At 55.4% G+C, this 24,551-nt stretch carries 26 protein-coding genes; 11 read left to right on the forward strand and 15 right to left on the reverse strand.

Annotated elements, in window-relative coordinates:
* Positions 1-9: 9 nt before the first annotated feature.
* The 5 genes from potF to ABLU86_RS10855 form a co-directional block, all read right to left on the reverse strand.
* Positions 10-1,122, reverse strand: a complete 1,113-nt coding sequence (gene potF / locus ABLU86_RS10835) for a spermidine/putrescine ABC transporter substrate-binding protein PotF (RefSeq protein ID WP_015367527.1) — start codon at positions 1,120-1,122, stop codon at positions 10-12.
* Positions 1,123-1,452: 330 nt separating this feature from the next.
* Positions 1,453-1,938, reverse strand: a complete 486-nt coding sequence (locus ABLU86_RS10840) for a YbjN domain-containing protein (RefSeq protein WP_015367528.1) — start codon at positions 1,936-1,938, stop codon at positions 1,453-1,455.
* 88 nt (positions 1,939-2,026) lie between these two features.
* Positions 2,027-2,929, reverse strand: coding sequence for a 30S ribosomal protein S6--L-glutamate ligase (gene rimK, locus ABLU86_RS10845; RefSeq protein WP_015367529.1), 903 nt, complete (start codon positions 2,927-2,929; stop codon positions 2,027-2,029).
* Positions 2,930-2,995: 66 nt separating this feature from the next.
* The gene (gene nfsA, locus ABLU86_RS10850) at positions 2,996-3,718 is read right to left on the reverse strand and encodes a nitroreductase NfsA (RefSeq protein WP_015704853.1); all 723 of its coding nucleotides are present in this window, start codon (positions 3,716-3,718) and stop codon (positions 2,996-2,998) included.
* Positions 3,702-3,992: a YbjC family protein gene (locus tag ABLU86_RS10855; protein WP_015367531.1), complete on the reverse strand. Its 291-nt coding sequence runs from the start codon at positions 3,990-3,992 to the stop codon at positions 3,702-3,704. The genes nfsA and ABLU86_RS10855 overlap by 17 nt, the downstream gene beginning before the upstream one ends.
* A 191-nt stretch (positions 3,993-4,183) precedes the next feature.
* Between ABLU86_RS10855 and ABLU86_RS10860 the strand changes: the two genes are divergently transcribed.
* The gene (locus ABLU86_RS10860; protein ID WP_015367533.1) at positions 4,184-4,447 is read left to right on the forward strand and encodes a GrxA family glutaredoxin; all 264 of its coding nucleotides are present in this window, start codon (positions 4,184-4,186) and stop codon (positions 4,445-4,447) included.
* Positions 4,448-4,453: 6 nt separating this feature from the next.
* Here ABLU86_RS10860 and ABLU86_RS10865 read toward each other — a convergent pair whose 3' ends face one another.
* The gene (locus ABLU86_RS10865) at positions 4,454-4,837 is read right to left on the reverse strand and encodes an inner membrane protein YbjM (RefSeq protein WP_015367534.1); all 384 of its coding nucleotides are present in this window, start codon (positions 4,835-4,837) and stop codon (positions 4,454-4,456) included.
* A gap of 266 nt (positions 4,838-5,103) precedes the next feature.
* Between ABLU86_RS10865 and ABLU86_RS10870 the strand changes: the two genes are divergently transcribed.
* The 3 genes from ABLU86_RS10870 to ABLU86_RS10880 all read left to right on the forward strand — a co-directional run bounded on the left by ABLU86_RS10870 (position 5,104) and on the right by ABLU86_RS10880 (position 8,392).
* Positions 5,104-6,789, forward strand: a complete 1,686-nt coding sequence (locus ABLU86_RS10870; RefSeq protein ID WP_015704851.1) for an aspartate:alanine antiporter — start codon at positions 5,104-5,106, stop codon at positions 6,787-6,789.
* 395 nt (positions 6,790-7,184) lie between these two features.
* Positions 7,185-7,883 (forward strand): DUF6216 family protein, encoded by a 699-nt coding sequence (locus ABLU86_RS10875; protein ID WP_015367536.1) that lies wholly within the window; start codon positions 7,185-7,187, stop codon positions 7,881-7,883.
* 173 nt (positions 7,884-8,056) lie between these two features.
* Positions 8,057-8,392: a hypothetical protein gene (locus ABLU86_RS10880; RefSeq protein ID WP_348796120.1), complete on the forward strand. Its 336-nt coding sequence runs from the start codon at positions 8,057-8,059 to the stop codon at positions 8,390-8,392.
* Between the two features lie 75 nt (positions 8,393-8,467).
* On the opposite strand, the gene ABLU86_RS10885 is transcribed toward ABLU86_RS10880, so the two are convergent.
* Positions 8,468-8,689, reverse strand: a complete 222-nt coding sequence (locus ABLU86_RS10885; RefSeq protein WP_020079285.1) for a hypothetical protein — start codon at positions 8,687-8,689, stop codon at positions 8,468-8,470.
* Between the two features lie 211 nt (positions 8,690-8,900).
* On the opposite strand from ABLU86_RS10885, the gene ABLU86_RS10890 reads away from it, so the two are divergent.
* Positions 8,901-9,698: an SDR family oxidoreductase gene (locus ABLU86_RS10890; protein ID WP_020079286.1), complete on the forward strand. Its 798-nt coding sequence runs from the start codon at positions 8,901-8,903 to the stop codon at positions 9,696-9,698.
* On the opposite strand, the gene ABLU86_RS10895 is transcribed toward ABLU86_RS10890, so the two are convergent.
* Complete coding sequence (locus ABLU86_RS10895; protein ID WP_047064272.1) at positions 9,691-10,245, reverse strand: TetR family transcriptional regulator; 555 nt, start codon at positions 10,243-10,245, stop codon at positions 9,691-9,693. The two genes, ABLU86_RS10890 and ABLU86_RS10895, sit on opposite strands and share 8 nt — an antisense overlap.
* A 113-nt stretch (positions 10,246-10,358) precedes the next feature.
* Here ABLU86_RS10895 and ABLU86_RS10900 point away from each other — a divergent pair, with 113 nt between their 5' ends.
* Both ABLU86_RS10900 and ABLU86_RS10905 read left to right on the forward strand, forming a co-directional pair.
* Positions 10,359-11,561: an MFS transporter gene (locus tag ABLU86_RS10900; protein ID WP_015704846.1), complete on the forward strand. Its 1,203-nt coding sequence runs from the start codon at positions 10,359-10,361 to the stop codon at positions 11,559-11,561.
* Positions 11,561-12,373 (forward strand): Cof-type HAD-IIB family hydrolase, encoded by an 813-nt coding sequence (locus ABLU86_RS10905; protein WP_042895373.1) that lies wholly within the window; start codon positions 11,561-11,563, stop codon positions 12,371-12,373. Before ABLU86_RS10900 ends, ABLU86_RS10905 begins: the two co-directional genes overlap by 1 nt.
* Before the next feature lie 41 nt (positions 12,374-12,414).
* On the opposite strand, the gene kdeA is transcribed toward ABLU86_RS10905, so the two are convergent.
* A complete protein-coding gene (gene kdeA / locus ABLU86_RS10910) occupies positions 12,415-13,647 on the reverse strand; it encodes a multidrug efflux MFS transporter KdeA (protein ID WP_015367543.1) in 1,233 nt (410 codons plus the stop codon).
* A gap of 302 nt (positions 13,648-13,949) precedes the next feature.
* Here kdeA and ybjG point away from each other — a divergent pair, with 302 nt between their 5' ends.
* A complete protein-coding gene (gene ybjG, locus ABLU86_RS10915) occupies positions 13,950-14,543 on the forward strand; it encodes an undecaprenyl-diphosphate phosphatase (RefSeq protein ID WP_042895371.1) in 594 nt (197 codons plus the stop codon).
* 86 nt (positions 14,544-14,629) lie between these two features.
* On the forward strand, positions 14,630-15,388 hold the full coding sequence (gene deoR, locus ABLU86_RS10920; protein ID WP_042895369.1) for a DNA-binding transcriptional repressor DeoR: 759 nt from the start codon (positions 14,630-14,632) through the stop codon (positions 15,386-15,388).
* A gap of 28 nt (positions 15,389-15,416) precedes the next feature.
* Here deoR and dacC read toward each other — a convergent pair whose 3' ends face one another.
* Positions 15,417-16,619 (reverse strand): serine-type D-Ala-D-Ala carboxypeptidase, encoded by a 1,203-nt coding sequence (gene dacC, locus ABLU86_RS10925; protein ID WP_032705602.1) that lies wholly within the window; start codon positions 16,617-16,619, stop codon positions 15,417-15,419.
* 256 nt (positions 16,620-16,875) lie between these two features.
* On the opposite strand from dacC, the gene ABLU86_RS10930 reads away from it, so the two are divergent.
* The gene (locus ABLU86_RS10930) at positions 16,876-17,502 is read left to right on the forward strand and encodes a glutathione S-transferase family protein (protein ID WP_042895439.1); all 627 of its coding nucleotides are present in this window, start codon (positions 16,876-16,878) and stop codon (positions 17,500-17,502) included.
* 5 nt (positions 17,503-17,507) lie between these two features.
* Here ABLU86_RS10930 and ABLU86_RS10935 read toward each other — a convergent pair whose 3' ends face one another.
* Both ABLU86_RS10935 and bssR read right to left on the reverse strand, forming a co-directional pair.
* Positions 17,508-18,611, reverse strand: a complete 1,104-nt coding sequence (locus tag ABLU86_RS10935) for a PQQ-dependent sugar dehydrogenase (protein WP_058676253.1) — start codon at positions 18,609-18,611, stop codon at positions 17,508-17,510.
* 104 nt (positions 18,612-18,715) lie between these two features.
* Complete coding sequence (gene bssR / locus ABLU86_RS10940; protein WP_015367550.1) at positions 18,716-19,099, reverse strand: biofilm formation regulator BssR; 384 nt, start codon at positions 19,097-19,099, stop codon at positions 18,716-18,718.
* Positions 19,100-19,356: 257 nt separating this feature from the next.
* Here bssR and rimO point away from each other — a divergent pair, with 257 nt between their 5' ends.
* On the forward strand, positions 19,357-20,682 hold the full coding sequence (rimO, locus tag ABLU86_RS10945; RefSeq protein ID WP_015704839.1) for a 30S ribosomal protein S12 methylthiotransferase RimO: 1,326 nt from the start codon (positions 19,357-19,359) through the stop codon (positions 20,680-20,682).
* Between the two features lie 425 nt (positions 20,683-21,107).
* Here rimO and gsiD read toward each other — a convergent pair whose 3' ends face one another.
* Genes gsiD through gsiB form a run of 3 tightly spaced genes read right to left on the reverse strand, consistent with a single transcriptional unit; the run spans position 21,108 to position 24,529 of the window.
* Positions 21,108-22,019 (reverse strand): glutathione ABC transporter permease GsiD, encoded by a 912-nt coding sequence (gsiD, locus tag ABLU86_RS10950; RefSeq protein ID WP_047041807.1) that lies wholly within the window; start codon positions 22,017-22,019, stop codon positions 21,108-21,110.
* Position 22,020: 1 nt separating this feature from the next.
* The gene (gene gsiC, locus ABLU86_RS10955) at positions 22,021-22,941 is read right to left on the reverse strand and encodes a glutathione ABC transporter permease GsiC (protein ID WP_020079290.1); all 921 of its coding nucleotides are present in this window, start codon (positions 22,939-22,941) and stop codon (positions 22,021-22,023) included.
* A gap of 46 nt (positions 22,942-22,987) precedes the next feature.
* The gene (gene gsiB / locus ABLU86_RS10960; RefSeq protein WP_348796121.1) at positions 22,988-24,529 is read right to left on the reverse strand and encodes a glutathione ABC transporter substrate-binding protein GsiB; all 1,542 of its coding nucleotides are present in this window, start codon (positions 24,527-24,529) and stop codon (positions 22,988-22,990) included.
* Between the last annotated feature and the right edge of the window lie 22 nt (positions 24,530-24,551).

Genomic DNA, 24,551 nt, shown 5'->3' on the forward strand with positions numbered 1-24,551 from the left:
CTGACGGCGTTATTTTCCGCTTTTCACTTTGGTCCACGCGCGGGTGCGCACGCGGTCAATCTTCGGATCCTGCACCTTGAGGGTGAACAGCTTGGCGAAGACATCCTCTGGCGGGTAAATCGCCGGATTGTTGCGGATGTCGGCACTGACCAGCGGCGTCGCCTCTTTGTTAGCGTTAGCGTAGTAGACGTGATCGCTGATATGGGCGATGACCTCCGGGCGCAGCAGATAGTTCAGGAACTGATAGGCTTCGTCTTTATTTTTGGCATCCGCCGGCATGGCGAAGACATCAAAGAAGGCCAGCGCCCCCTCTTTCGGAATAAAGTAGGAGATATTGACGCCATTCTTCGCCTCTTTCGCGCGATTCGCCGCCTGCCAGACATCGCCCGCCCAGCCGATAGCGACGCAAATATCACCGTTTGCCAGGTCATTGATATATTGCGAAGAGTGGAAGTAACGGATATTGGGCCGCAGCTTCAGCAGCAGATCGGTTGCCGGTCCGGTGTAATCATCGGCTTTGGTGCTGTTTGGATCTTTGCCGAGATAGTTCAGCACCGTCGAGAAAATCTCTTCGGGGGCATCAAGGAAGGAGACGCCGCAGCTTTTCAGCTTCTCAAGGTTTTCCGGCTTAAGCACCAGATCCCAGCTGTTCAACGGTACGTCTTTACCCAGCGCCGCTTTCACTTTATCGACGTTATAGCCGATGCCGGTGGTCGCCCACATGTATGGCATAGCATATTTATTATCGGGATCGTGACGCGCCACCAGTTGTAAAACTTTCGGGTCGAGGTTTTTCCAGTTCGGCAGTTTGCTTTTATCCAGCGGTTGGAATACCCCGGCCGCCAGCTGGCGTTCAAGGAAGCTTGCCGACGGCACCACCAGATCGAACCCGGTGCTGCCGGCCATTAATTTACCTTCCAGCACCTCGTTGGAATCAAATACGTCATACACCACTTTAATACCGGTCTCTTTTTCAAAATTGGCAACCGTGTCCGGCGCAATATAATCAGACCAGTTATAAACGTGCAGCGTTTTTTGTTCCGCTGCGAGCGAGCCGGCAGAAACGGCCATCAGCGCACCCGTAATCACACCTGTTAACCATTTTTTACCCAAGGCGGTCATATCTCTGTTTCCTTCTCAAGGCCCGTTAATTCACGGACGCAATAGACGAACCTGAACGCATGCAAGAATCATGCATATTTTTCATTGCCTGAGATAAGGAGAGGACACCTCTCCCTGATTGGCTGCCCGCAAAAGGACGCCTCGCCAGAATAACTGTAGCCAGAATAAGAGGATATAGCCCAGGCAAAAAAACGCCCTGGATCATATTTCCAGCCAATAAAGGTCTACGAGATAAAAGCGAAGCGCTAAAACAGCAGTGAATAATTCTTTAAAGACGGGTTTGAGACAGAATAAATAAGCAACCGCCATCGCAGCGGCTGCTTTTATTAATTAGTGCAGAAAATGGTATTGCACTTCTTCGGCTGCGGCCTCTTCTTCCTGCTCTTCCGCTTTATACAGCAGTTGATTGGCGCCGGCTTCCAGAATGACCATCGAGACCTGCTCTTCGCTCTGGCGGAAGAACCAGGCAAACTGTTCGAGAGTGACGCCCGCGCCAACGGGCAGCGCCTGGCAGACCACCAGCTTCGGCAGGTTATCATCCTGAATATCAAGGAACGCTTTTACGGTCAGCGAACTGGCGTTAATCGCTGACAGATCCGCCGACAGCGGCAGCAGCGCAGAGGGCTTCACTTCCGCCAGAGCCGAAAACAGCACCACGTTGTCCAGCAGGTCGATTTTGGCATCGAAAATACCGTCGAAATTCTGCATATGCGGCAGGTGCAACGCCTGGCAGGAGTCGCACTCAAAAAAACTGATGCCTAACTCGTCGAGCCAATGACGTAACGTATCAAGACCCGGAACGACCAGTGAATCCATAGTGCCTGTGACCTCTTGCTGGATAAAAAACGACGCATAGCTTACGCAAAAAATGCGTCGCATTCCATGAAAGGATAACGAAGTGACGCTACCCTCCCATTTTTAGACAATATCCAGGCGTGGCCTGGCGCTCGATCCACGCGATCATTCGCCCGGCAATATCGACGTGAGTGGTGGTTTCAATCCCTTCCAGCCCCGGCGAGGCGTTAACTTCCATCACCAGCGGGCCGCGGTGGGCGCGCAGAATATCCACGCCTGCCACGTCCAGACCCAGCGTTTGCGCCGCTTTAATCGCCATCTCCCGCTCCTGATCGCTAAGCGTGGCCGTAGTGGCGACGCCGCCGCGGTGCAGGTTAGAGCGAAAATCGCCCTCCTTCGCCCGCCGTTCAATCGCCGCCACCACCTCATCGCCAACCACCAGGCAGCGGATATCGCACCCTTTTGCCTCAGCGATATATTCTTGCACCAGAATGTGCGCATTGAGGCCCCGGAAGGCGTCAATCACGCTTTCCGCCGCCTGTCGCGTTTCCGCCAGCACCACGCCAATCCCCTGCGTCCCCTCCACTAACTTCACCACCAGCGGCGCGCCGCCGACCATGGCGATCAGATCGCTGGTGTCGTCCGGCGAGTGAGCAATACCGGTGACCGGTAGATCGATTCCCTGACGCGCCAGCAACTGCAGCGAGCGCAGTTTATCGCGGGCGCGGGTAATCGCCACCGACTCGTTTAGCGGATAGCTGCCCAGCAGTTCGAACTGCCGCAGCGCGGCGGTGCCGTAATAGGTGATCGCCGTGCCAATACGCGGAATGACTGCATCAAAATGGGGCAACTGTCGCCCTTTGTAGTGAATCGAGGAGGCAACCGGGCTGACGCTCATATAGCAGGAGAGCGGATCGAGGATCTCGACCTGATGCCCGCGTTTTTGCGCGGCTTCACGCAAGCGGCGGCAAGAATAAAGCGTTCCATCCCGGGATAATATAGCGATTTTCACCCAACACCTCTTAGAAAATAACTGGCGGCCAGCACTCTGCGTTTGCAGGTTGAAGTGTATAGGGAATCAGCGCGTTGCCCAGCCCTGTTTATGCAAATAATCGAGAATAAACGGCCGGCTCTCTTTGATGATGGTGCGGCGGATATGATCGCTCCAGGTATCGCGGCGGGTATTGCTGCCGCGCGTCAGATAATAGTCCGCCAGCTGTTCGTCATACTGCGCCAGCACCTGTTGATCAAGCGGTTGGTAGTGATTCTCATGCACCAGCATCGCAGGCGGGATACGCGGCTTAACCTGCGGGTCGTCAGCAGGCCAGCCAAGGCACAGGCCAAACAGCGGCAACACGTGTTTCGGCAGCTGCAGCAGCTCGGTTACCGCGTCAATGTTATTACGCAGGCCGCCAATATAGACGCCGCCTAATCCCAGGGATTCCGCGGCGATTAAGGCATTCTGCGCCATTAGCGCGGTGTCGACGACGCCCAGCAGCAGCTGTTCAGCCAGTCCCAACTGCGCTTGCGGGCAAATTTGCAGGTGGCGGTTGAAATCGGCGCAGAATACCCAAAACTCCGCTGCCTGCGCCACGTGCTGCTGGCCGCCGGTCAACTCAACCAGCTGCTCACGCATCTGCGGGTCGGTAATGCGAATAATCGAGGTACATTGTAAAAAGCTGGAGCTGGAAGCCCCTTGCGCCCCGGCAATGATCGCCTCACGCTGTTGGTCGCTAATCGGCGCGTCGGTAAAATGGCGGATGGAACGGTGGTTACGCAGCAGATCAATGGTCGGCGTCATGGTGTTTTTCTCGTTCGGACGGGGTAGAAGATGAGGTCTTATTATCGGTCAACTGCGGCGCGACAATTTTCGCTATTCGCCACATTAAGGCTATCGCCGCCGGGATCATCAGCAGGATCCCGGCAAAGATCATGATGAGCGCCGCCGTCGGGCTGGCAAATGGCGCAGGCAGTTGAACATACTGGTTTAATGACAGCCAGGCCAACGTCAGCAGCGCCATGCCGACGAGCTCAACAATCAGAATACTTTTGGGTAATGCGGCAGGCGATCGCATAACGCTCCTCAATATACTCATGCCGCGCACAGCGCATCGCTGGCGCATCTGTATAGGGTCTTGCAGCAGATGATATTGATCAAGCATAACCCGCAACCATCGCTATAAAAGGTAAAACCTTCTTCCCCTTGCTAACGGAACGCGGCATCATAGCCACATTCGCCATCCGGCTGAGATTTAAGGAGAGAAGCATGTTTACCGTTATTTTTGGTCGCCCAGGTTGCCCGTACTGCGTTCGCGCTAAAGAACTGGCTGAGAAACTGAGCACCGAGCGCGATGACTTCAGCTATCGCTACATTGATATCCACGCGGAAGGCATCAGCAAAGCCGATCTGGAAAAAACCGTCGGTAAGCCGGTAGAAACCGTACCGCAGATTTTCGTCGATCAGAAACACATCGGCGGCTGCACGGATTTCGAAGCCTGGGCGAAGGAAAATCTCGGCCTGTTTGCCTGAGAGACTTCACTCTTCCGTTGAGTGCCTGCGTCTGGCGTCCAGCCAGACGCAAATAAATAAAAAGCATAGCGCCCCGAGCGCGCACCAGAAGACCGCGCTAAAAAGCCACGCCAGTTCCTGCCAAAACGATCGATGAGTAATAAAGAACATCCGCATCACCACCAGACAAACCGGTGCCGCCAGCATGGCGCCAATCAGCGGACGTATGACGCGCCTTCCGGGGGATAAACAGCTCGCCACGGCGCCAGGTAGCACAAAGAACAGCAGTCCAAGCTCGGGGTTGCCCGTTTGCCGAAAAGCCCCTTTCATATGCAGCAACAGCGATAAACAGACCACAATAAACAGAAAGAACCCACAAATTATACCGGCCCACGCGCGCTCAGATTTCACGATATCCTCCTGATTTCGCCTCTAACTATCTTTCACTTCATCCAGTCAGAAATAGCATTCTGGCAGTCCATGCTTATAACGCTCCCGTCAGAGTAAAACGATTGTGACTAGCCGCAGCAACCAGGAAAGATTAAACTAGCGGCACTGTTTTATCGGTATTAACGGGATGCCAGAATAACGTTCGGCATAGTGCGAACGCTTGAGCAACCTTAGACCAAAAAACCATTTCCTTCAACAACTTACTAGTAAACGAGAAGTTGGCTTTCGTGAATATAAACGTCGCAGATTTGTTAAACGGGAATTACATCCTGTTATTGTTTGTTGTACTCGCACTGGGTCTTTGCCTGGGGAAACTTCGCCTCGGGTCAGTACAACTTGGTAATTCCATTGGCGTTTTAGTGGTTTCTTTATTATTAGGTCAGCAGCACTTCGCCATTAACACAGATGCGCTAAATCTTGGCTTTATGCTGTTTATTTTCTGCGTCGGCGTCGAAGCGGGCCCCAACTTTTTTTCGATTTTTTTCCGCGACGGCAAAAACTATCTGATGCTGGCGCTGGTGATGGTGGCCAGCGCGATGTTAATCGCTATGGGGCTGGGCAAATTGTTTGGCTGGGACATCGGCCTGACCGCCGGGATGCTGGCGGGCGCTATGACCTCCACCCCGGTGCTGGTGGGCGCTGGCGATACCCTACGCCACTTTGGCCTGCCCAGCGATCAGCTGGCGCAGTCGCTTGACCACCTGAGCCTCGGTTACGCCCTGACCTACCTGGTTGGCCTGGTGAGCCTGATCGTCGGCGCGCGCTATATGCCGAAGCTGCAGCATCAGGATCTGCAGACTAGCGCCCAGCAGATCGCCCGCGAGCGCGGTCTGGATACCGACTCCAAGCGTAAAGTCTATCTGCCGGTTATCCGCGCCTACCGCGTCGGCCCGGAATTGGTCGCGTGGGCGGACGGCAAAAATCTTCGTGAGCTGGGGATTTACCGCCAGACCGGCTGCTATATCGAGCGTATTCGTCGTAACGGTATCCTGGCGAACCCGGATGGCGACGCGGTACTGCAGATGGGCGACGATATCGCGCTGGTTGGCTACCCGGACGCCCATGCCCGCCTCGACCCAAGCTTCCGTAACGGTAAAGAGGTGTTTGACCGCGACCTGCTCGATATGCGTATCGTCACCGAAGAGATTGTGGTTAAGAATCATAACGCCGTCGGCCGCCGCCTGGCGCAGCTGAAGCTGACCGATCACGGCTGTTTCTTAAACCGGGTGATCCGCAGCCAGATTGAGATGCCAATCGACGATAACGTGGTGCTCAATAAAGGCGACGTGCTGCAGGTGAGCGGCGACGCCCGCCGCGTAAAAACCGTCGCTGACCGCATCGGCTTTATTTCGATTCACAGCCAGGTGACCGACCTGCTGGCTTTCTGCGCCTTCTTTATCGTCGGCCTGATGATCGGCATGATCACCTTCCAGTTCAGCTCGTTCAGCTTCGGCATCGGTAACGCCGCCGGCCTGCTGTTCGCCGGCATTATGCTTGGCTTCCTGCGTGCCAACCATCCGACCTTCGGCTATATCCCGCAGGGCGCATTGAACATGGTTAAGGAGTTCGGTCTGATGGTGTTTATGGCCGGGGTCGGCCTGAGCGCCGGCGCGGGTATTAATAACGGTCTGGGCGCCATTGGCGGGCAAATGCTGGCCGCCGGTCTTATCGTCAGCCTGGTGCCGGTGGTGATCTGCTTCCTGTTCGGCGCCTATGTGCTACGCATGAACCGCGCGATGCTGTTCGGCGCGATGATGGGCGCGCGCACCTGCGCCCCGGCGATGGAAATTATCAGCGATACCGCGCGCAGCAACATTCCCGCACTCGGCTATGCTGGCACTTACGCTATCGCCAACGTGCTGCTCACCCTTGCCGGTACGCTGATCGTCATCATCTGGCCGGGCCTTGGCTAGCCCCGGCCGAAAATTTTTAACTTTTTCGCAAAAAAATCGGTGATGAACAGAACTTTTTCCCAGGATGTCAGTCATAACTAGTGCCACTGCTTTTCTTTGATGTCCCCATTTTGTGGAGCCCATCAACCCCGCCGTTTAGGTTCAAGGTTGATGGGTTTTTTGTTGCCTGAAATTTAGTTCCTTAGAATCAACCTCTTTGCAGACAACTCGTTCCTGAATGGCGATGACCTTCCCGTGAAAACCGCCCCACTCTTAACAGCAGTCTCTGGCCTTGCTTTCGCCTCGCAGAAAAGCGCTTCCTTAACGCCTGATAGTTACTGCTATTGAATTGACGTACTTAACCTGCTATGTAAAACGTAGTGTTGATACTTTACTTCTACTGATAAGGAATTCAGATGTTAACGCAAAGTCTTATTAATATATTCAGCAAAGAAATGATAGGGACAGTTATCACCGCCCTGCCCATCATAAAAGCCATCTTAAATTACTTAAACAAACCTTTAGATGACATCGATGATATATATAAAAAAGCCAAATTAAGCACATGGCGAATTCGCTTTTTCATGATCAAAATATCGACAAAAGAGATACCCAGGCTGACTCGCGCAAATGTGATATTGTTTTCCATCGTCTTATTATTTCTTTTTGGCAGCTTAGCAACCAGTTCATATTATGGCGTAAAGCTATTACAAGTACGTCCGGGCTGGACATCTTTAATTCTTAAAGAAACGGATGAATGGTTTTTAATCTCGGAAAAAGAAGCATCAGAACACGCATTCCATCCCTCATGGCATCTCACAGAAAAAAGCTGTCTCTCTGGCGAGGCCAAGCAACTGGCAAATGACAAAATAATAACACCACAACTAGGGAGATTTATTTGTGAATCCTTCACCAATACAGATGACAAAGAGAACATAATGAAATCCATTAAAGATACCACTCACAATAAACCTGTCATCACCTTTCTCATCTCGATCATTACCGTTGGCTGCATATGGTTCATAACCAGCTTAATATTGACGTTAATATATACTCTCAGACTTAAAAAATTCATTATCCGGGAGCATGAAAAAGCCTATGACTATCTAACATAGCACTCCAGACTTTAGCTTAGGGGGTGAGAACTCTGTTACATTTGTCATTTGCACGACGTATATTATCAGTTCCGGTAATATTGTTACTGGAACTGCAGAGCCTATCATCCTGTAATAATTATTGATATTATTGTCCGCAACGATTAAGAGGTGTTTCGGTTGAAGGTTAAAACATGATTGATGTACAGCAGGAACAAACACTTCAGAAGCACGGTTTTACCAGCAAAGAGATCAATATGCTGCGAAAAGGACTTGAGAGTCCACAACGTAAAGATCAAAGCCTGCAGGTCTTGTTGGTGGAGCTAAGGCGTCGTTTTTACATGTCCTGTATCATCATCATTGCCCTGCTTATCTTTTGTAGCTACGCGGTGCTGACTAATGATACCGGTTATGGGCTGGCTTACTTTGCTGTGACTGCAGTTTGCTGCGCCTTTGCACTATTAGCTACACCTTATCCGCTTTCATGGAAAGCGATAACATTCTTAAGAAAGAAACTCTACCCAAATTAATTTAACAAGCAATTTTTTCATCAGTACGATACGTTCTCCCTATGTTGTATAACTGATATGTCCTCAACATGCCACTTAAATATCCCCTCTTAAATAATCGGCGATAAAGCTTATCAAGCACACCAGCGAAAAACAGATGGCGAAACCACCCAGCTTGAATAACCAGCCATCCAGAGCAATAAAACAAACCACAGCGGCGATAGAGAAGCTGCCCGTTCCGACAGCTTCAAACATATTGATTGCATGAATGCAGATCTTTTTACAAACATAGCTTGAAGAGAATCTTTTTGGTTTCATTGGCTCTTTCTTATCCCTGCATCAGGTAACCCAAGGCTAATCAAAAGCGCGTCTATTGGCCAGTAATAATTAAAGCATTCCCTTATTAAATCAACAAGTTAAACAAACACCTAATAAAGAAAATCAATCCCTAAACGTAACTCCCCCCTCCTTGCACAGTCTATTTTTTCACCCATACTTTGCTGATCCACTCCCACATAAGGCGTTCTTCATGTTGCTTAAAGATAAGACCGTGGTGATTTTCGGCGGCAGCGGCGCGATTGGCCGCGCGGCGGCGCTCGCCATGGCGAAAGAAGGCGCGCGGATCTTTCTGGCCGCCCGGCAGACGGATAAGCTGGAAAAGGCGGCGGCTGAGATTCGCGCCGCAGGCGGGAGCGTCGAGACCCTGCAACTGGATGTGCTGGATGGCGGGCAAACCACCGCGCAGGTGGCCAACCTGGCCGGGCGAACCGGCGGGATTGATATCGTAGTCAATGCCACCGGCTTTCTTCACAATCAGGGGAAAACGCTGGCACAATTATCCCTTGCCGATTATCACCAGGGTTTTGTCCCCTTTCTCGATGCCCAATTTATTATTGCTAAGGCAGTGGCGCCGTGGATGGGTGGCGAACGCGAGGGCGTCATTATTACCACTATCCCTCCTTCCGCGGCGATGGCCATCCCTGGACACCTCGGCCATATCGTCGGCTGCGCCGCAATGGAAGCCTTTATCAACGCATTGGCCAGCGAACTGGGGGAGAAAAATATCCGCGTGCTCGGCGTACGGTCACACGCAATAGCGGATGCGGCGCTGGCGGGTTCTTATACTGCCGAGGTGTTTGCGCCTAAAGCACAGGCGCTGGGCTTGAGCGTCGAACAGTGGCTGGGGGGTGCGGCGCACGGCACGATGCTGCAGCGGTTACCAACGCTCGCGCAGATAGCCGGGGTCATCACCTTTCTCGCCTCACCGTCGGCGGCGGCGATGACCGCCACGGTGGTTAACGTCACCGCCGGAGCGACGCTTAGCTAGCGCTATTCTCCCCCGCCAGCCGCCCGACCATCAGGCGAATCGCCGCTTTCGACAGCGGCGCGCTATCGGTGACGAAGTGCAGCGTCATCCCCTCGATAAACGCATCCAGCCCGCGCGCCGTCGCCGGTTCAAACCACTGCTCCAGCGTCTGCTGGCTGCGCAGCATCCAGCTCTGCATGACCGTTTTCAGCGCTGGTCGGCTGCTGCAAAACGCGTACAGCTGGTACATTAACTCCATATTGCGTGCGGTGGTCACCTGGGCGCTGAAGATAAGCTCGGCGATAGCGTCGCAGGCCTGCTCGCAGCTGCCGACGCCGTCGAAAAATTGCTGATACTGCGCCGACATTTCGACGGTGAAGTTACGAAACGCTTCCTCAATCAGCGCCTCAATACCGCTAAAATAATAGGTCAGCGAGCCCAGCGGTACCCCGGCGCAGCTGGCGATTTTACGGTGCGTTACCGCATGAATTCCGTGCGCGGCGATGGTATCCAGCGTCGCCTGCAGGATGCGCTCGCGCCGCTGCGGATCGTTCGGTCTGCGGGTCATCGGTGTGTTTTTCCCCTCTGTGCGCTACGCAGGTCAAGCGATAGCGGAATGTGTACAAATGTACACAACCTTGCTACTGTTGTCTGCAACTCTTCTTTCTCGGGCGTTTATGGATGACGGCGCAAACTTCTCGCAAAGCCCTCCAGCTTCGGCTGTGGGCGCTATTTATGTTCTTCTTTATTCCCGGCTTATTGATGGCCTCCTGGGCCACCCGTACGCCCGCGATTCGCGATTTACTAACCCTTTCCACTGCTGAGATGGGGATGGTGCTATTTGGCCTGTCGATTGGTTCGATGAGCGGTATTCTCTGTTCAGCATGGCTGGTGAAGCGCTTCGGTACCCGTAAAGTCATCCGCACAACTATGTTGTGCGCCGTGGCGGGCATGCTGGTGTTAAGCCTGGCGCTGTGGCTCGCCTCTGCGCCGCTGTTCGCCTTTGGGCTGGCTATCTTTGGCGCCAGCTTCGGCTCGGCGGAAGTGGCGATTAACGTCGAAGGCGCCGCCGTTGAACGGGAAATGAATAAAACCGTGCTGCCGATGATGCACGGTTTTTACAGCTTCGGCACCCTTGTGGGCGCTGGCATCGGTATGGCGGTGACCGGTTTTGGCCTGCCCGCCGCGCCGCATATTCTGATCGCCGCGCTGGTGGCGATTGCCCCCATCGTTATCGCCATTCGCGCCATCCCCGACGGCACGGGCAAAAATGCCGCCGAATCCGCCCACAGCGAAGCCAAAGGCCTGCCGGTATGGCGCGACGTGCAGCTGTTGCTGATCGGCGTGATCGTGCTGGCAATGGCCTTTGCCGAAGGTTCCGCCAACGACTGGCTGCCGCTGCTGATGGTCGACGGCCACGGCTTTAGCCCCACTTCCGGTTCGTTGATTTACGCCGGTTTCACCCTCGGCATGACCCTCGGCCGCTTCACCGGCGGCTGGTTTATCGACCGCTACAGTCGCGTCACCGTCGTACGCGCCAGCGCGGTAATGGGCGCGCTGGGTATCGGGCTGATTATTTTTGTCGACAGCACCTGGGTTGCCGGGGTATCTGTACTGCTGTGGGGACTCGGCGCGTCTCTCGGTTTCCCGCTTACCATTTCCGCCGCCAGCGATACCGGCCCGGATGCGCCGAAACGCGTGAGCGTCGTGGCGATTACCGGCTATCTGGCTTTCCTCGTCGGGCCGCCGCTGCTGGGCTTCCTTGGCGAACACTTTGGCCTGCGTAGCGCCATGATGGTAGTACTGGGTCTGGTCATGGTGGCGGCGCTGGTAGCCCGCGCGGTAGCCAAACCGCAGCCTGAACCTGTGATGGAGAATAGCTAATGAGCATCAAACTGATTGCGGTAGACATGGACGGCACCTTTTTAAGCGATGCCAAGACCTATAATCGCCCACGTTTTCTGGCGCAGTATCAGCGCATGCGCGAACAGGGCATTCGCTTCGTGGTCGCCAGCGGCAACCAGTATTACCAGCTGATATCGTTCTTCCCCGAGCTGGTCGATGAAATCGCCTTCGTCGCCGAAAACGGCGGTTGGGTGGTGAGCGGTAAAGAGGATATCTTTAACTGCCAGCTGCCGACGACGCATTTCAACGCCGTCGTCGACCACCTGCAAACGCTGCCGCATATCGAAATTATCGCCTGCGGCAAACGCAGCGCCTATACGCTCAATAGCTATAACGACGAGCTAAAAGCGGTGGCGGCGAAGTACTATCACCGTCTCGAACTGGTGGATGATTTTAACCATCTCGATGACACGATCCTCAAATTCGGTCTGAACGTGCCGGATCATCTGATCCCGGAAATTCAGCCGAAGCTACACGCGGCGCTGGGCGATATGGTTACCGCCGTCGCCACCGGCTACGGCAGTATCGATTTAATCATCCCTGGCGTGCATAAAGCCAACGGCCTGCGCATTTTGCAGGAGCGCTGGGGCATCGATAACCATGAGGTGGTGGCATTCGGCGATAGCGGCAATGATATTGAAATGCTGCAGCATGCCGGTTTTGGTTTCGCCATGGCGAATGCCAAAGCGGAGGTCAAATCCGTCGCCAGTCATCATGCTCCGCATAATAACGAAGAAGGCGTATTGCATATTATTGATAAGGTATTGAATCGCGAAGCGCCGTTCGCCTGATGAGAACCCGGATGCCTTTGGGCATCCGGGTTTACTACGTATCACGCCTGCTGCGAACTGCCGACGCTTTTATCTTTCAGGAAGTAAATAATCAGCCCCAGCCATAGCACCCCGCCCAGCAAGTTAAACAGGCTGAACAGGCCGTTACCGCCAAGCTCATACGCATGCTTGCTAAGCTCAATGCCCACGGTAAAGATCAGCATCTGCAGCATACCCATCGCCGCCGAAACCGTCCCTTTACTCATTTCGCTGGCGAACAACGTTAAGCGCACCAGCCCGGCGTTAGCCAGGCCAATCCCGAAAGCGTAGAAGCTTAAACCAGCGGTCATCCACAGATAAGCATGGGACGAGACCACCGTGGCCGCCGCCGACAGGAGCAGGCCAAACATAATCGGCCAGCCGCCCATAATAATCAGCGAACGTACCGAGCGGCGCGAGGTCAGACGCGCCAGCACCAGGTTGCCGGCGATCAGCGCGCCGAAAATCGGCACCTGCAGCATGCCGTACTCATAGCTGGTGGCCTGCTCGCCGCTGATGATAATCACCGGCGATTGCGCAATCCACGCCAGCAGCGGCAGGCTAACAAAACCGGTCGCCAGCGCGCCGGCGACAAAGCGCAGGTTTTTCAACACCAGACGATAGTCGCGGCCCAGCTCTTTTACCGACAGTTTTTCCCCCATCCGCGTCGCCGTTTCCGGCATCGCCCGCTGCAGCCCCACAAAGGAGATGGCCGCCAGCACGGCGAACAGCACAAACATCATCTCCCACGGCAGCATATGCACCCAGGCAGCGCCGACCAGCGGCCCGAGCAGTGGCGCAATCAGCGCGACGTTAGCCATCAGGGCGGTGATTTTGATACACACCGCCTCCTCAAACGACTCCTGGATAGCCGCATAGCCCACCGCGCCGATAAAGCACAGGCTGATGCCCTGCAGGAAACGCAGCAGGGTAAATTGCTCAATGGTTTGCGCCAGCAGCGTCGCCAGACAGGTGACGATAAACCACACCACCCCGGTCAGCATCACCGGACGGCGGCCAATACGATCCGACAGCGGCCCCAGCAGCCACTGCAAAAACATCCCCCCCGCCAGATAGGCGGTCATAGAGGTGGGGACCCACTCATTGCCGACCTGAAACTCCTGCACCACCGCGAGCATACCCGGTTGGATCATATCGTTGCCGATATAGGTGGAGAATTCATATAACACAAGGCACAGCGGGAACAGTAACGCCTGACGACCGAGGCGCTTACCTGATAACGAATAATTCTGCATGCAATCTCTTAATTAAAAAAAATCGCGCAAAGTTTAATGAAAGTCGACCCGTGGAGATAGTGAATTGTGAGTGACAATGAAAAATATCGCCAGCCCACATTCCGGCATGAAACGAATATTTATATTTCGTTTATGTTTCAATGAGATTACAGCCGATATACTTGCTATGGCGAAATACCGGCAAGGGCATCTCACGGGTATATTTCGTAACAAACTGATAATTAAGACAATGCTGCTTTACCTTATCGTTACCTTTCAATATGGTGAGCGGCTTATTGCCATCGTAAGCAGAGACTGGAAGCATGCTGGAAAATATCAACTACGCGCTGTTTGCCCTGATTAACGCCACCCCGGCCTCCTCGTGGTGGGCGATTGAGGTCGCCACGTTTATTGCCAAAGACTTAATTATCATTGTGCCGCTGCTGGTGGTGGCGCTGTGGCTGTGGGGGCCAAACCAACGTCAACTGGTATTCAAGGTCATGCTGGCCCTGGCCCTGAGCCTGTCTATTTCGTGGGTTATCGGTCATCTGTTTCCGCATGACCGGCCGTTTGTTGACGGCGTCGGCTATAACTTCCTGCATCATGCGGCGGATGACTCGTTCCCAAGCGATCACGGCACCGTCATCTTTACCTTCGCGCTGGCGTTTTTATTCTGGCACCGAGTGTGGTCCGGCGCGCTGCTGCTGGTCATCGCCTCGGCGATTGCATGGTCGCGCGTCTATCTGGGAGTACACTGGCCGCTGGATATGTTGGGCGGGCTGCTGGCCGGCATGTGCGGCTGCCTTGGGGCGCAACTGCTGTGGCAGAGCGGCGGTCATGGTCTCTACCAACGGCTGCAGCGCCTGTATCGTCTCTGCTTCTCGCTGCCGATTCGTAAAGGCTGGGTACGCGGCTAACGTCTGACAGGTGACGAACCCCTCGCCGCCGGGTAAAATCAAGCTGACGCCCTGCCCTTGCAGGGCGATTTTAGCTCAGAGGGTATATGGAAACTCGTCGTGACGAACGCATTAACCAGCTCATTCAGGCACTCAAGCGCAGCGATAAACTTCACCTGAAAGAAGCAGCTTCGCTGCTTGGCGTATCAGAAATGACCATTCGTCGCGATTTGAACGGCCACAGCGGCCCGGTGGTGCTGTTGGGCGGTTACATCGTGCTGGAACCGCGTAGCGCCACGCACTATCTGCTGAGCGATCAGAAAACCCGTCTGGTAGATGAAAAGCGCCGCGCCGCGCGTCATGCCGCCGCGCTGCTTGAAGCGCATCAGATGGCCTTTTTTGACTGCGGCACCACGACGCCATGGATCATCGACGCCATCGATAACGAGCTGCCGTTTACCGGCGTGTGCTACTCGTTAAATACCTTTCTCGCCCTGCAGGAAAAACCGCTGTGTCGCGCTATTCTGTGCGGCGGCGAATTCCACGCCAGCAACGCCATCTTTCTACCGCTCAGCCTGCAGGATACCTTGAGCCATCTCAGCCCGGATATCGCCTACTACTCCGCCGCCGGTATCGACTGCGAACAAGGCGCGACCTGCTATAACCTGGAAGAGCTGCCGGTGAAACACTGGGCCATGAACAACGCTCGCTACCATGTGCTGGTGGTCGATCACAGTAAGTTTGGCAAAGTGCGGCCGGCGCGGATGGGGGAATTATCGCGTTTTGACGTCATCGCCAGCGACGTTCGCCCGGATGACGATCTGTTGGCGCTGGCGAAAGAAAAGCAAATATCACTGCTGTACTAACCGCGCCCCGTAGGGCGCGGCCTGTCGCTTAAGAGAACCAGCTGCCGAACCAGCCGTGCAGTTTCATCAGCACGAAGTCGACCATGCGGCTGAAGAAGCCGCCCTCTTTCACGTCTTCCATGACGATCAGCGGTCGCTGTTCGATAGTTTTGTCATTGAGTTTAAAGTCGATGGTGCCCACCACCTGCCCTTTCGCCAACGGTGCAGTGAGCTGCGGCTCAGTCAGGTTGTAGCTGGCTTTCAGGTTTTTCAACTGCCCGCGTGGAATGGTCACCGATCCGGCTTCGCCGGCACCCAGTTTGACTTCATTACTGTCGCCGAACCACACGCGCTGGGAAATAAAGGTGGCATCCGGTTTGATTGGCGTGACGGTTTCATAGAAACGGAAGCCCCAGGTCAGCAGTTTTTCGGACTCGTTAAAACGAATACGGTCGGTTTTAGTGCCCAGCACTACCGCGATAAGGCGCATATCGCCCTGGGTGGCGGAAGAGACCAGGTTGTAGCCCGCGCCGGCGGTGGTGCCGGTTTTTACGCCATCGGCATTGAGGTTGGTGCTCCACAGCAGACGGTTACGGTTTGGCTGACGGATTTTATTGAAGGTGAACTCTTTCTCTTTGTGTACCGCGTACTCTTCCGGCACATCATGGATCATGGCTTTTGTCAGCAGCGCCATATCGCGAGCGGTACTGAACTGCCCCGGCGCGTCCAGGCCGTGGACGGTTTTAAAGGTGGTGTTGGTCAGGCCGATTTTCTGCGCGTAGCCGTTCATCAGATTGACAAATGAATCCTGGCTGCCGGCGACATAGTCGGCGATAGCGATGCTGGCATCGTTGCCGGACTGAATTATCACGCCCTTATTGAGGTCTTCAACCGATACCTGCATACCTGGCTTCAGGAACATCACCGAGGAGCCGCGCAGCGCCGGGTTACCGGTGGCCCACGCATCGCGGCCGACGGTGACCGTATCGGTCAGTTTGATTTTGCCTGCTTTCAGCGCCTGGCCTACCACGTAGCTGGTCATGATTTTGGTCAGGCTGGCCGGGTCGAGTTTCTCGTCGGCATTGCCTTCACTCAGCACTTTGCCGCTGGCATAGTCCATCAGGATCCAGGCTCGCGCATCAATCGATGGCGCATCCGGAAGTTGATCCGCCGCCTGCACTGCAGGGGCCACGAGAAGTAAAAGCGCGCAGCCTGCCGCGAGGCCGCGAAGGGAAAAAGCATCATGCGTCATAAGAGCCACCCAAGTATCCTTTCCAAACAAAATATGCCGCAACACTCTTGCCGCACAGCACAAGGCGGTGAGTAAAGCGTACAAATGACCTTAAAGAAACAGCGAGTTGGTAAAGTTTTTAAAGTTTACGCAATAACGACGCTGCCTGCTGAAAACAAGGCAATTTTTTTGATCGTGATTGCCTTAATATTAACTTTATTCCAACATGATTGCTCACCATGTTGCAACGGCGATTAAATAACATGCAGGAGCGGATATGATTACGTTATGGGGCAGAAATAACTCGACCAACGTGAAGAAAGTGCGCTGGGTGCTGGCTGAGCTGGATCTTCCTTATCAGCAGATTCTGGCGGGGCTGGAGTACGGTCTCAATCACGACCCGGAGTATCTGGCGATGAACCCGAACGGCCTGGTGCCGCTACTCAAAGACGATGCCAATGGGCTGGTGCTGTGGGAATCCAACGCCATTATTCGTTATCTTGCCGCGCAGTACGGGCAAAACCGTCTGTGGGTGGAGTCGCCTGTGCAGCGCGCGCAGGGTGAAAAATGGATGGACTGGGCCAACGCTACGCTGTCCCCGGCGCACCGTCCGGTATTAATGGGGCTGGTCAGAACGCCGCCGGACCAGCGCGATCCGGCGGCCATTGAGGCAGGTATTAACGCCTGTGAAGGGCTGTTCGCCATGCTCGACGATGAACTGGCGAAGCATGCCTGGCTTTCTGGCGATGAGTTCGGCCTTGGCGATGTGGCGGTGGCGCCGTTCGTTTATAACCTGCTTTCCATCCTCGACAGCTGGCAGCCGCGGCCCCATCTGCAGCGCTGGTATCAGCAAATCCAGCAGCGTCAGGCCTTCCGCGACATCGTCATGATCCCGGTCACCTGAGGTGATTACTCCGGGCTGACCTTGAGCAGTTCACCGTCGGGCTCGTCGGTTAACAGATAAAGATAACCGTCGGGCCCGACGCGCACATCACGAATGCGTTTGCCGCGATCTTTTAATAGCCGCGTCTCCTCGCTGAGGGTATTGCCGTCCACCGAGAGCACAATCAAGGACTCATCCTTCAGCGCGCCGATAAACAACTTGTGCCGCCACTGCGGGAAAGTCGACGCGTTGTAAAACGCCATTCCGCTCAGCGCCGGGGAGGCCGGCCAGACGTGCAACGGTGCCTCGGTATTCGGCGCGCTCTTTCCTTTAGCTTCCGGGATAGGTTGGCCGCTATAGTTAATGCCGTGCGTCGCCAGCGGCCAGCCGTAGTTTTTCCCGGCCTGGGGAATATTGATCTCATCGCCGCCGCGCGGGCCGTGCTCGTTCAGCCACAGCGTATCGCTCCACGGATTCATCGCCATTCCCTGCGGGTTGCGAACACCGTAAGCCCAAATCTCCGGTCTGATGCCAGTACGTCCGACGAAAGGATTATCTTTGGGTATTGTCCCCTGGTCAGTCAGGCGCACGACTTTTCCCTGCAGTTTATCGAGATCCTGCGCCGTCGGGCGCTGATTGTTTTCACCTAAACCAATAAACAGATGCCCTTTGCCATCAAAGACCATCCGCCCGCCAAAATGATTGCCAGTGGAGAGCTTCGGCTGCTGGCGGAAAACGGTTTTAAAATCTTCCAGGTTTTGCAGGTCGGCGCTGAGGCGGCCGTACCCCACCGCGGTACCCGCTTTGCCGTCCTCGCCCGCTTCGGCATAGCTCAGCCATACCCGGCGCGACTGAGCAAAGTCCGGCGCCAGCACCACGTCCAGCAGGCCGCCCTGACCGTTGGCCCACACCTTCGGCACGCCGCGAATGGGCGCCGATAATCCTTGATCGAGCTGCCAGCGTTTAAGTTCGCCGCCGCGCAGGGTAATCAGCACGCCTTCATTGTCCGGCAGGAATGCCAGTGACCAGGGGTGGTCGAGGTTATCCTGCAGCACCTCAACGCGCGGCGCGGCCATCGCCGCCATGGGCAGCAGCACAGTCATAAGAGCTATTTTGAGATATCGGCGCATGGCGCACTCCTTTCGTCAGCATTGCTGATAAGGGTAGCCAGCGTGGGCGGTCAGGCAGGGATTTTTACATAAACTTTAACAGGGGGAGTCACCTCCCCCTGGATTCAGGCGTGGGTCATTGGCGCTGAGTTATTCAGAATGTGAATATTCATCGTCAATCCCGACAGACAGCGTTCTAGCTTCTCTACGTTAACGGCAATATAAGCCGGGCAATCATGATGCCCGCTCATCAGGCAAACCGCCGCCGAAGCGACGGACTCACCGGCAAGGCGGAAGGCTTCCATCTCTTCCGGCGCGATGGCGTGCTGCAAACGCGGCGCGTGTACGCGCAGTTCATGGCATAGCTCAAACAAGTTATCACGCAGATGGTCATTTTCGCTGACTGACATATAGCCTTTCGCTTTACGAAGCTGGAGATAAGCCGCCAAATCGATATTGGCATTAATCAGCTTATTCAAAAGGTTAGTGTAACGTCTGTCAACGCTCATCACGGTCCTCCTCTGTCGTCCATTACCATAATCATAGTATGGTCATTTTTTGCGCGGAATCATGAGCGAGGTCAATAATCACACAGCAATTAACATTATTTACAATGTTACAACCTGGGTGGCCAACAACGCGGCTTAAACGCCTCCGCTGCGCTAACGCTTTTTCATCATTCATCGCCGCCTGGCTATACTCTTTTTCGCAAAGATCTGTAGAATTCCTGCCCTGACCATTCCAATAAATGAACATTTTTTAAGCTATGAGCAATGTCACGCACCAGCCGAAAATCGGCTTCGTCTCCCTGGGCTGCCCGAAAAACCTGGTAGACTCAGAACGTATCCTCACCGAACTGCGTACCGAAGGGTATGATGTGGTTCCCAGCTACGACAACGCCGATATGGTTATCGTCAACACCTGCGGCTTTATCGATAGCGCCGTGCAGGAGTCGCTTGAAGCGATCGGCGAAGCATTAAAAGAAAACGGCAAAGTGATCGTTACCGGCTGCCTCGGCGCGAAAGAAGATCAAATCCGCGAAGTGCATCCAAAGGTGCTGGAAATTACCGGGCCGCATAGCTACGAGCAGGTGCTGGAACACGTCCATCACTATGCGCCAAAGCCGAAGCACAACCCGTTCCTCAGCCTGGTGCCGGAACAGGGCGTCAAGCTGACGCCGCGTCACTACGCGTACTTAAAAATTTCTGAAGGCTGCAACCATCGCTGCACCTTCTGCATCATCCCGTCAATGCGCGGCGATCTGGTGAGCCGCCCGATTGGCGAAGTGCTGGCGGAAGCCAAACGCCTGGCCGACGCCGGGGTGAAAGAGCTGCTGGTGATTTCGCAGGACACCTCCGCCTATGGCGTTGACGTCAAGCACCGCACCGGTTTCCACAACGGCATGCCGGTGAAAACCAGTATGGTCAGCCTGTGCGAAGAGCTGGCGAAGCTCGGCATTTGGGTGCGTCTGCACTACGTCTACCCGTATCCGCACGTTGACGATGTGATCCCGCTGATGGCGGAAGGCAAGATCCTGCCGTATCTCGATATTCCGCTGCAGCACGCCAGCCCGCGCATTCTGAAACTGATGAAGCGCCCGGGTTCCGCAGACCGTCAGCTGGCGCGTATTAAACAGTGGCGCGAGATCTGCCCGGATCTGACCCTGCGTTCCACCTTTATCGTCGGTTTCCCGGGCGAAACGGAAGAAGATTTCCAGATGCTGCTCGATTTCCTGAAAGAAGCGCGTCTGGACCGCGTTGGCTGCTTCAAGTACAGCCCGGTTGAGGGCGCCACCGCCAACGAACTGGCGGATCAGGTCCCGGAAGAGGTGAAAGAAGAGCGCTGGAACCGCTTTATGCAGCTGCAACAGCAGATTTCCGCCGAGCGTCTGCAGGAGAAAGTGGGCCGCGAAATTATGGTACTGGTCGATGAAGTCGATGAAGAAGGCGCGATTGGCCGCAGCATGGCCGATGCCCCGGAAATCGACGGCGCGGTCTATCTGAACGGTGAAACCAACGTTAAACCGGGCGACGTGCTGCGGGTGAAAGTTGAACACGCCGACGAATATGACCTGTGGGGTTCCCGGGTCTAATCCCGCTTCCCGGATAGCGGCTTACGCCTTATCCGGGCTACCTCTTTCCCCATGGCTGCTGAAACTGCCGCCGTTGGTGGCCTCAAAATCGCTGAGACGTTCCCGGAAGGTCGGGGCAGCCCGCATGGATGCGGGCTGAGGGCCGTGTTTTGCAAGGACGCTGCCTCGGCCCGACCCGAAGCCTGCCGGGATAAGTCGAAGGTACCACGAAGTGGCGATTTTGGCGGCCAGAGCCCGGGAGTACAGAGGGCGGCGGCGACTGGCCGCCCTCTGTGCGCTCCCTGCGCCATGAGAGCCATAACGCAGAAGAAATATCGGGAGCGCAATGTTCTCGGAAACAGCACAGGACAACCCTTTGTCCTGGAGCGAAACAGCTGCAAGCCGATAACAGTATCTACCAACTTTGCTACCGCCGTACTTGTCTCCTACCCCTTTATCTTCGGATCCAGCGCATCGCGCAGGCCGTCGCCCAACAGATTAAACGCCAGCACCGTCAGGAAAATGGCGATCGCCGGGAATAACGCCACATGCGGCGCCATCACCATATCCGCGCGCGCTTCGTTCAGCATCGCCCCCCACTCCGGCGTCGGCGGCTGGGCGCCAAGGCCGAGGAACGACAGGCTGGCGGCGGAGATAATCGACACGCCGATGCGCATGGTAAAATAAACCACTATCGACGATACCGTACCGGGCAAAATATGGTTGAACAGAATAGTCGTATCGCTGGCGCCGATACTGCGCGCCGACTCAATAAACGTCTGCTGCTTCAGCACTAACGTATTACCGCGCACCAGGCGGGCGAACGCCGGAATTGAGAATATCGCCACCGCGATAATCACGTTGGCCATCCCGCTGCCCATCACCGCCACTACCGCAATCGCCAGCAGAATGCCGGGGAAGGCAAACAGCACGTCGCAGATACGCATGGTGATGCGGTCCCACCAGCCTTCGTAGTAACCGGCCAGCAGGCCGAGCACGGTGCCAATTAGCGCGCCAATTAGTACCGCCAGAACCCCTGCGGCCAGCGAAATTTGCGCGCCGACCAGCACACGGCTGAAGATATCGCGCCCCAGCGAATCAACGCCGAACCAATGCACCATTGACGGCCCTTCATTGAGCCGGTCGTAATCAAAATAGTTTTCCGCGTCATACGGCGCTATCCACGGCGCGATAATCGCGACGATAATCAGCAGCAGCACAAATAGGGCCGCTGCCATCGCCACCGGCTGGCGACGAAAACGCCGCCAGAACTCGTGCCACGGCGTGCGGATCTGTCCGGGCTTAACGCCCGGCATGGCGTTGATAACCGCTTCCCTTCTCCAGTTGAGCAATCGCACCTTACTTGTACCTGATAGCCGGGTTAATGGCGGCATACAACACGTCCACCACTAAGTTGATAAGAATGAACTCCAGCGAAAACAGCAGCACTTCCGCCTGGATCACCGGGTAGTCGCGCATCTCCACGGAATCGACCAGCAACCGACCAAGCCCCGGCCAGTTGAAGACCTTCTCCACCACAATGGAGCCGCCGAGCAGAAAACCGAACTGCAGACCCATCATGGTCACTACCGGGATCATCGCGTTGCGCAGGCCATGCTTCAACACCACCAGCGTTTCGCTCACCCCTTTAGCCCGCGCGGTACGCATGTAATCCTCATGCAGCACGTCGACGAACGACGCGCGGGTGAAGCGCGCCATCACCGATGCCACCGCGGCGCCAAGGGTCAACGACGGCAGAATATAGTGCCGCCAGCTGTCGGCGCCGACCGTCGGCAGCCAGCCCAGCTCAACGGAAAAAACCTGCATCAGCAGCATGCCGAGGGCGAACGCCGGGAAGGAGATACCGGTTACCGCCAGCGCCATCCCCAACCGATCCGGCCAGCGATTGCGCCACACCGCCGCGGCGATGCCCGCCGCCATGCCGAACAGCACCGCCCAGCTCATACTGGCAAGCGTTAACCATAGCGTCGGCATAAAGCGGCTGGCGATTTCGCTGGTCACGGGGCGGCGCGAAGCCATCGAGATACCGAAATCACCCTGCAATACATTGGTGATGTAGTGCCAGAACTGCACGTGCAACGGCTGATCGAGCCCCAGCTGTTGGCGAACCATCGCCACCACCTGCGCATCGGCTTCCGGCCCGGCGATCAGCCGCGCCGGATCGCCCGGCAGCATATGTACAAACAGGAACACCAGAACGGCGACGATAAACAGCGTCGGAATGAGCCCCAGCAGGCGCTTCAGAACGTAATTCAGCATCGCCCCCTCCCATTTCGGCAGAGGGAACGCGTGAGCATAAGCACTATCACTGCGTCAGATCCGCCTGCTCGAAGCTAAAACCGGTATCCGGTTGAATATAAAACCCGGTCAGGTTTTTGCTATGCGCCGATACCAGCTTTTCCACCACCAGCGGCACCCACGGCGACTCTTTCCAGATAATGTCCTGCGCATCTTTATAGAGTGTGGTCTTCTGTTGCGCATCGGTCGTTTTCAGCGCCTCGCTCAGATCTTTATCGACCTGCGGGTTACTGTAAAACGCGGTGTTAAACAGGGTCGGCGGCCAGTTTTGTGAGGCGAATAGCGGCGACAGCGCCCAGTCGGCTTCGCCAGTCGACGCTGACCAGCCGGTGTAGAACATCCGCACCCCGCTCTCTTTCTGCCCCTTGCCTTCAACCTGCGCCGCACGCTGTCCGGCATCCATCGCCGTCACTTGCGCTTTTATACCCACCTGCGCCAGCTGCTGCTGGGTAAACTGCAGCACCTTCTGCGCGGTGCTGTGATTATGCGATGACCACAGCGTGGTGCTAAAGCCGTTAGGGAAACCGGCTTCTTTCAGCAACTGACGGGCTTTCGCCGGGTCGTAAGGCCATGCGCTGTAGGTCTGGGCGTAAGCAATAGAAGGCGGTACGACGCCGGTCGCCGGGGTGGCGTATCCGGCAAACGCGACCTTAACCAGCGCCTGACGGTTAATCGCATAGTTAATGGCTTCCCGCACCTTCGGATTATCGAACGGCTTCTGCGTTACGTTCATGCTGATATAGCGCTGCATAATCGACGGGCTGGCCACCAGCTCCAGCTTGCTGTTTTTCGCCAGCAGCGGCGCTTGCTCGTAAGGGATCGGGAAGGCGAACTGCGCCTCGCCGGTCTGCAGCATCGCCGCACGGGTGTTGTTATCGACCACCCGGCGCCAGGTAATGGAATCCAGCTTCGGCAGCCCCGGCTGCCAGTAACCGTCAAACTTGCTGACTTTGACGAAATCGGTCTGATTCCAGGTGTCGAGCTTATACGGCCCGGTACCTACCGGGTGGAAACCGATCTCCTTGCCATATTTTTTCAGCGCCGCCGGCGAAATCATCGCCGTCGCCGGATGGGCAAGGATATTGATAAACGCCGAGAACGGTTGTTTGAGTGTGATTTTGACCGTCGTCGGATCCACCGCCTCGGTGCTGGCGATATTCTTATATAGGTTATAGCGTTTGAGATGGTTATCCGGATTGCTGGCGCGGTCGAGATTCGCTTTCACCGCTTCGGCGTTAAAATCGGTGCCATCCTGGAATTTCACCCCGCTGTGCAGCTTGATGGTATACACCAGACCATCCGCCGAAACGGTGTAACTTTCCGCCAATACGTTTTGCAGTTTCATCTCTTTATCAAGGCCGAACAGGCCTTGATAAAACGACTTCGCCACCGCCTGCGATAACGTATCGTTCGCGTCATAGGGATCAAGGGTCGTGAAGTTGGAACCGACCGCCACTACCACATCTTTCGCGGCGAAGGCCGGCGTCGCCGCCAACGCCGAGGCGATGCCAAGCGCCAGTAGCCATTTGCGTGTAACAGGTTGAGTCATGTTGTTATGCTCCTGCAAGAGT

Source organism: Klebsiella sp. JN_Kp121, from assembly GCF_040062145.1.
Taxonomy (GTDB): Bacteria; Pseudomonadota; Gammaproteobacteria; order Enterobacterales; family Enterobacteriaceae; genus Klebsiella; species Klebsiella aerogenes.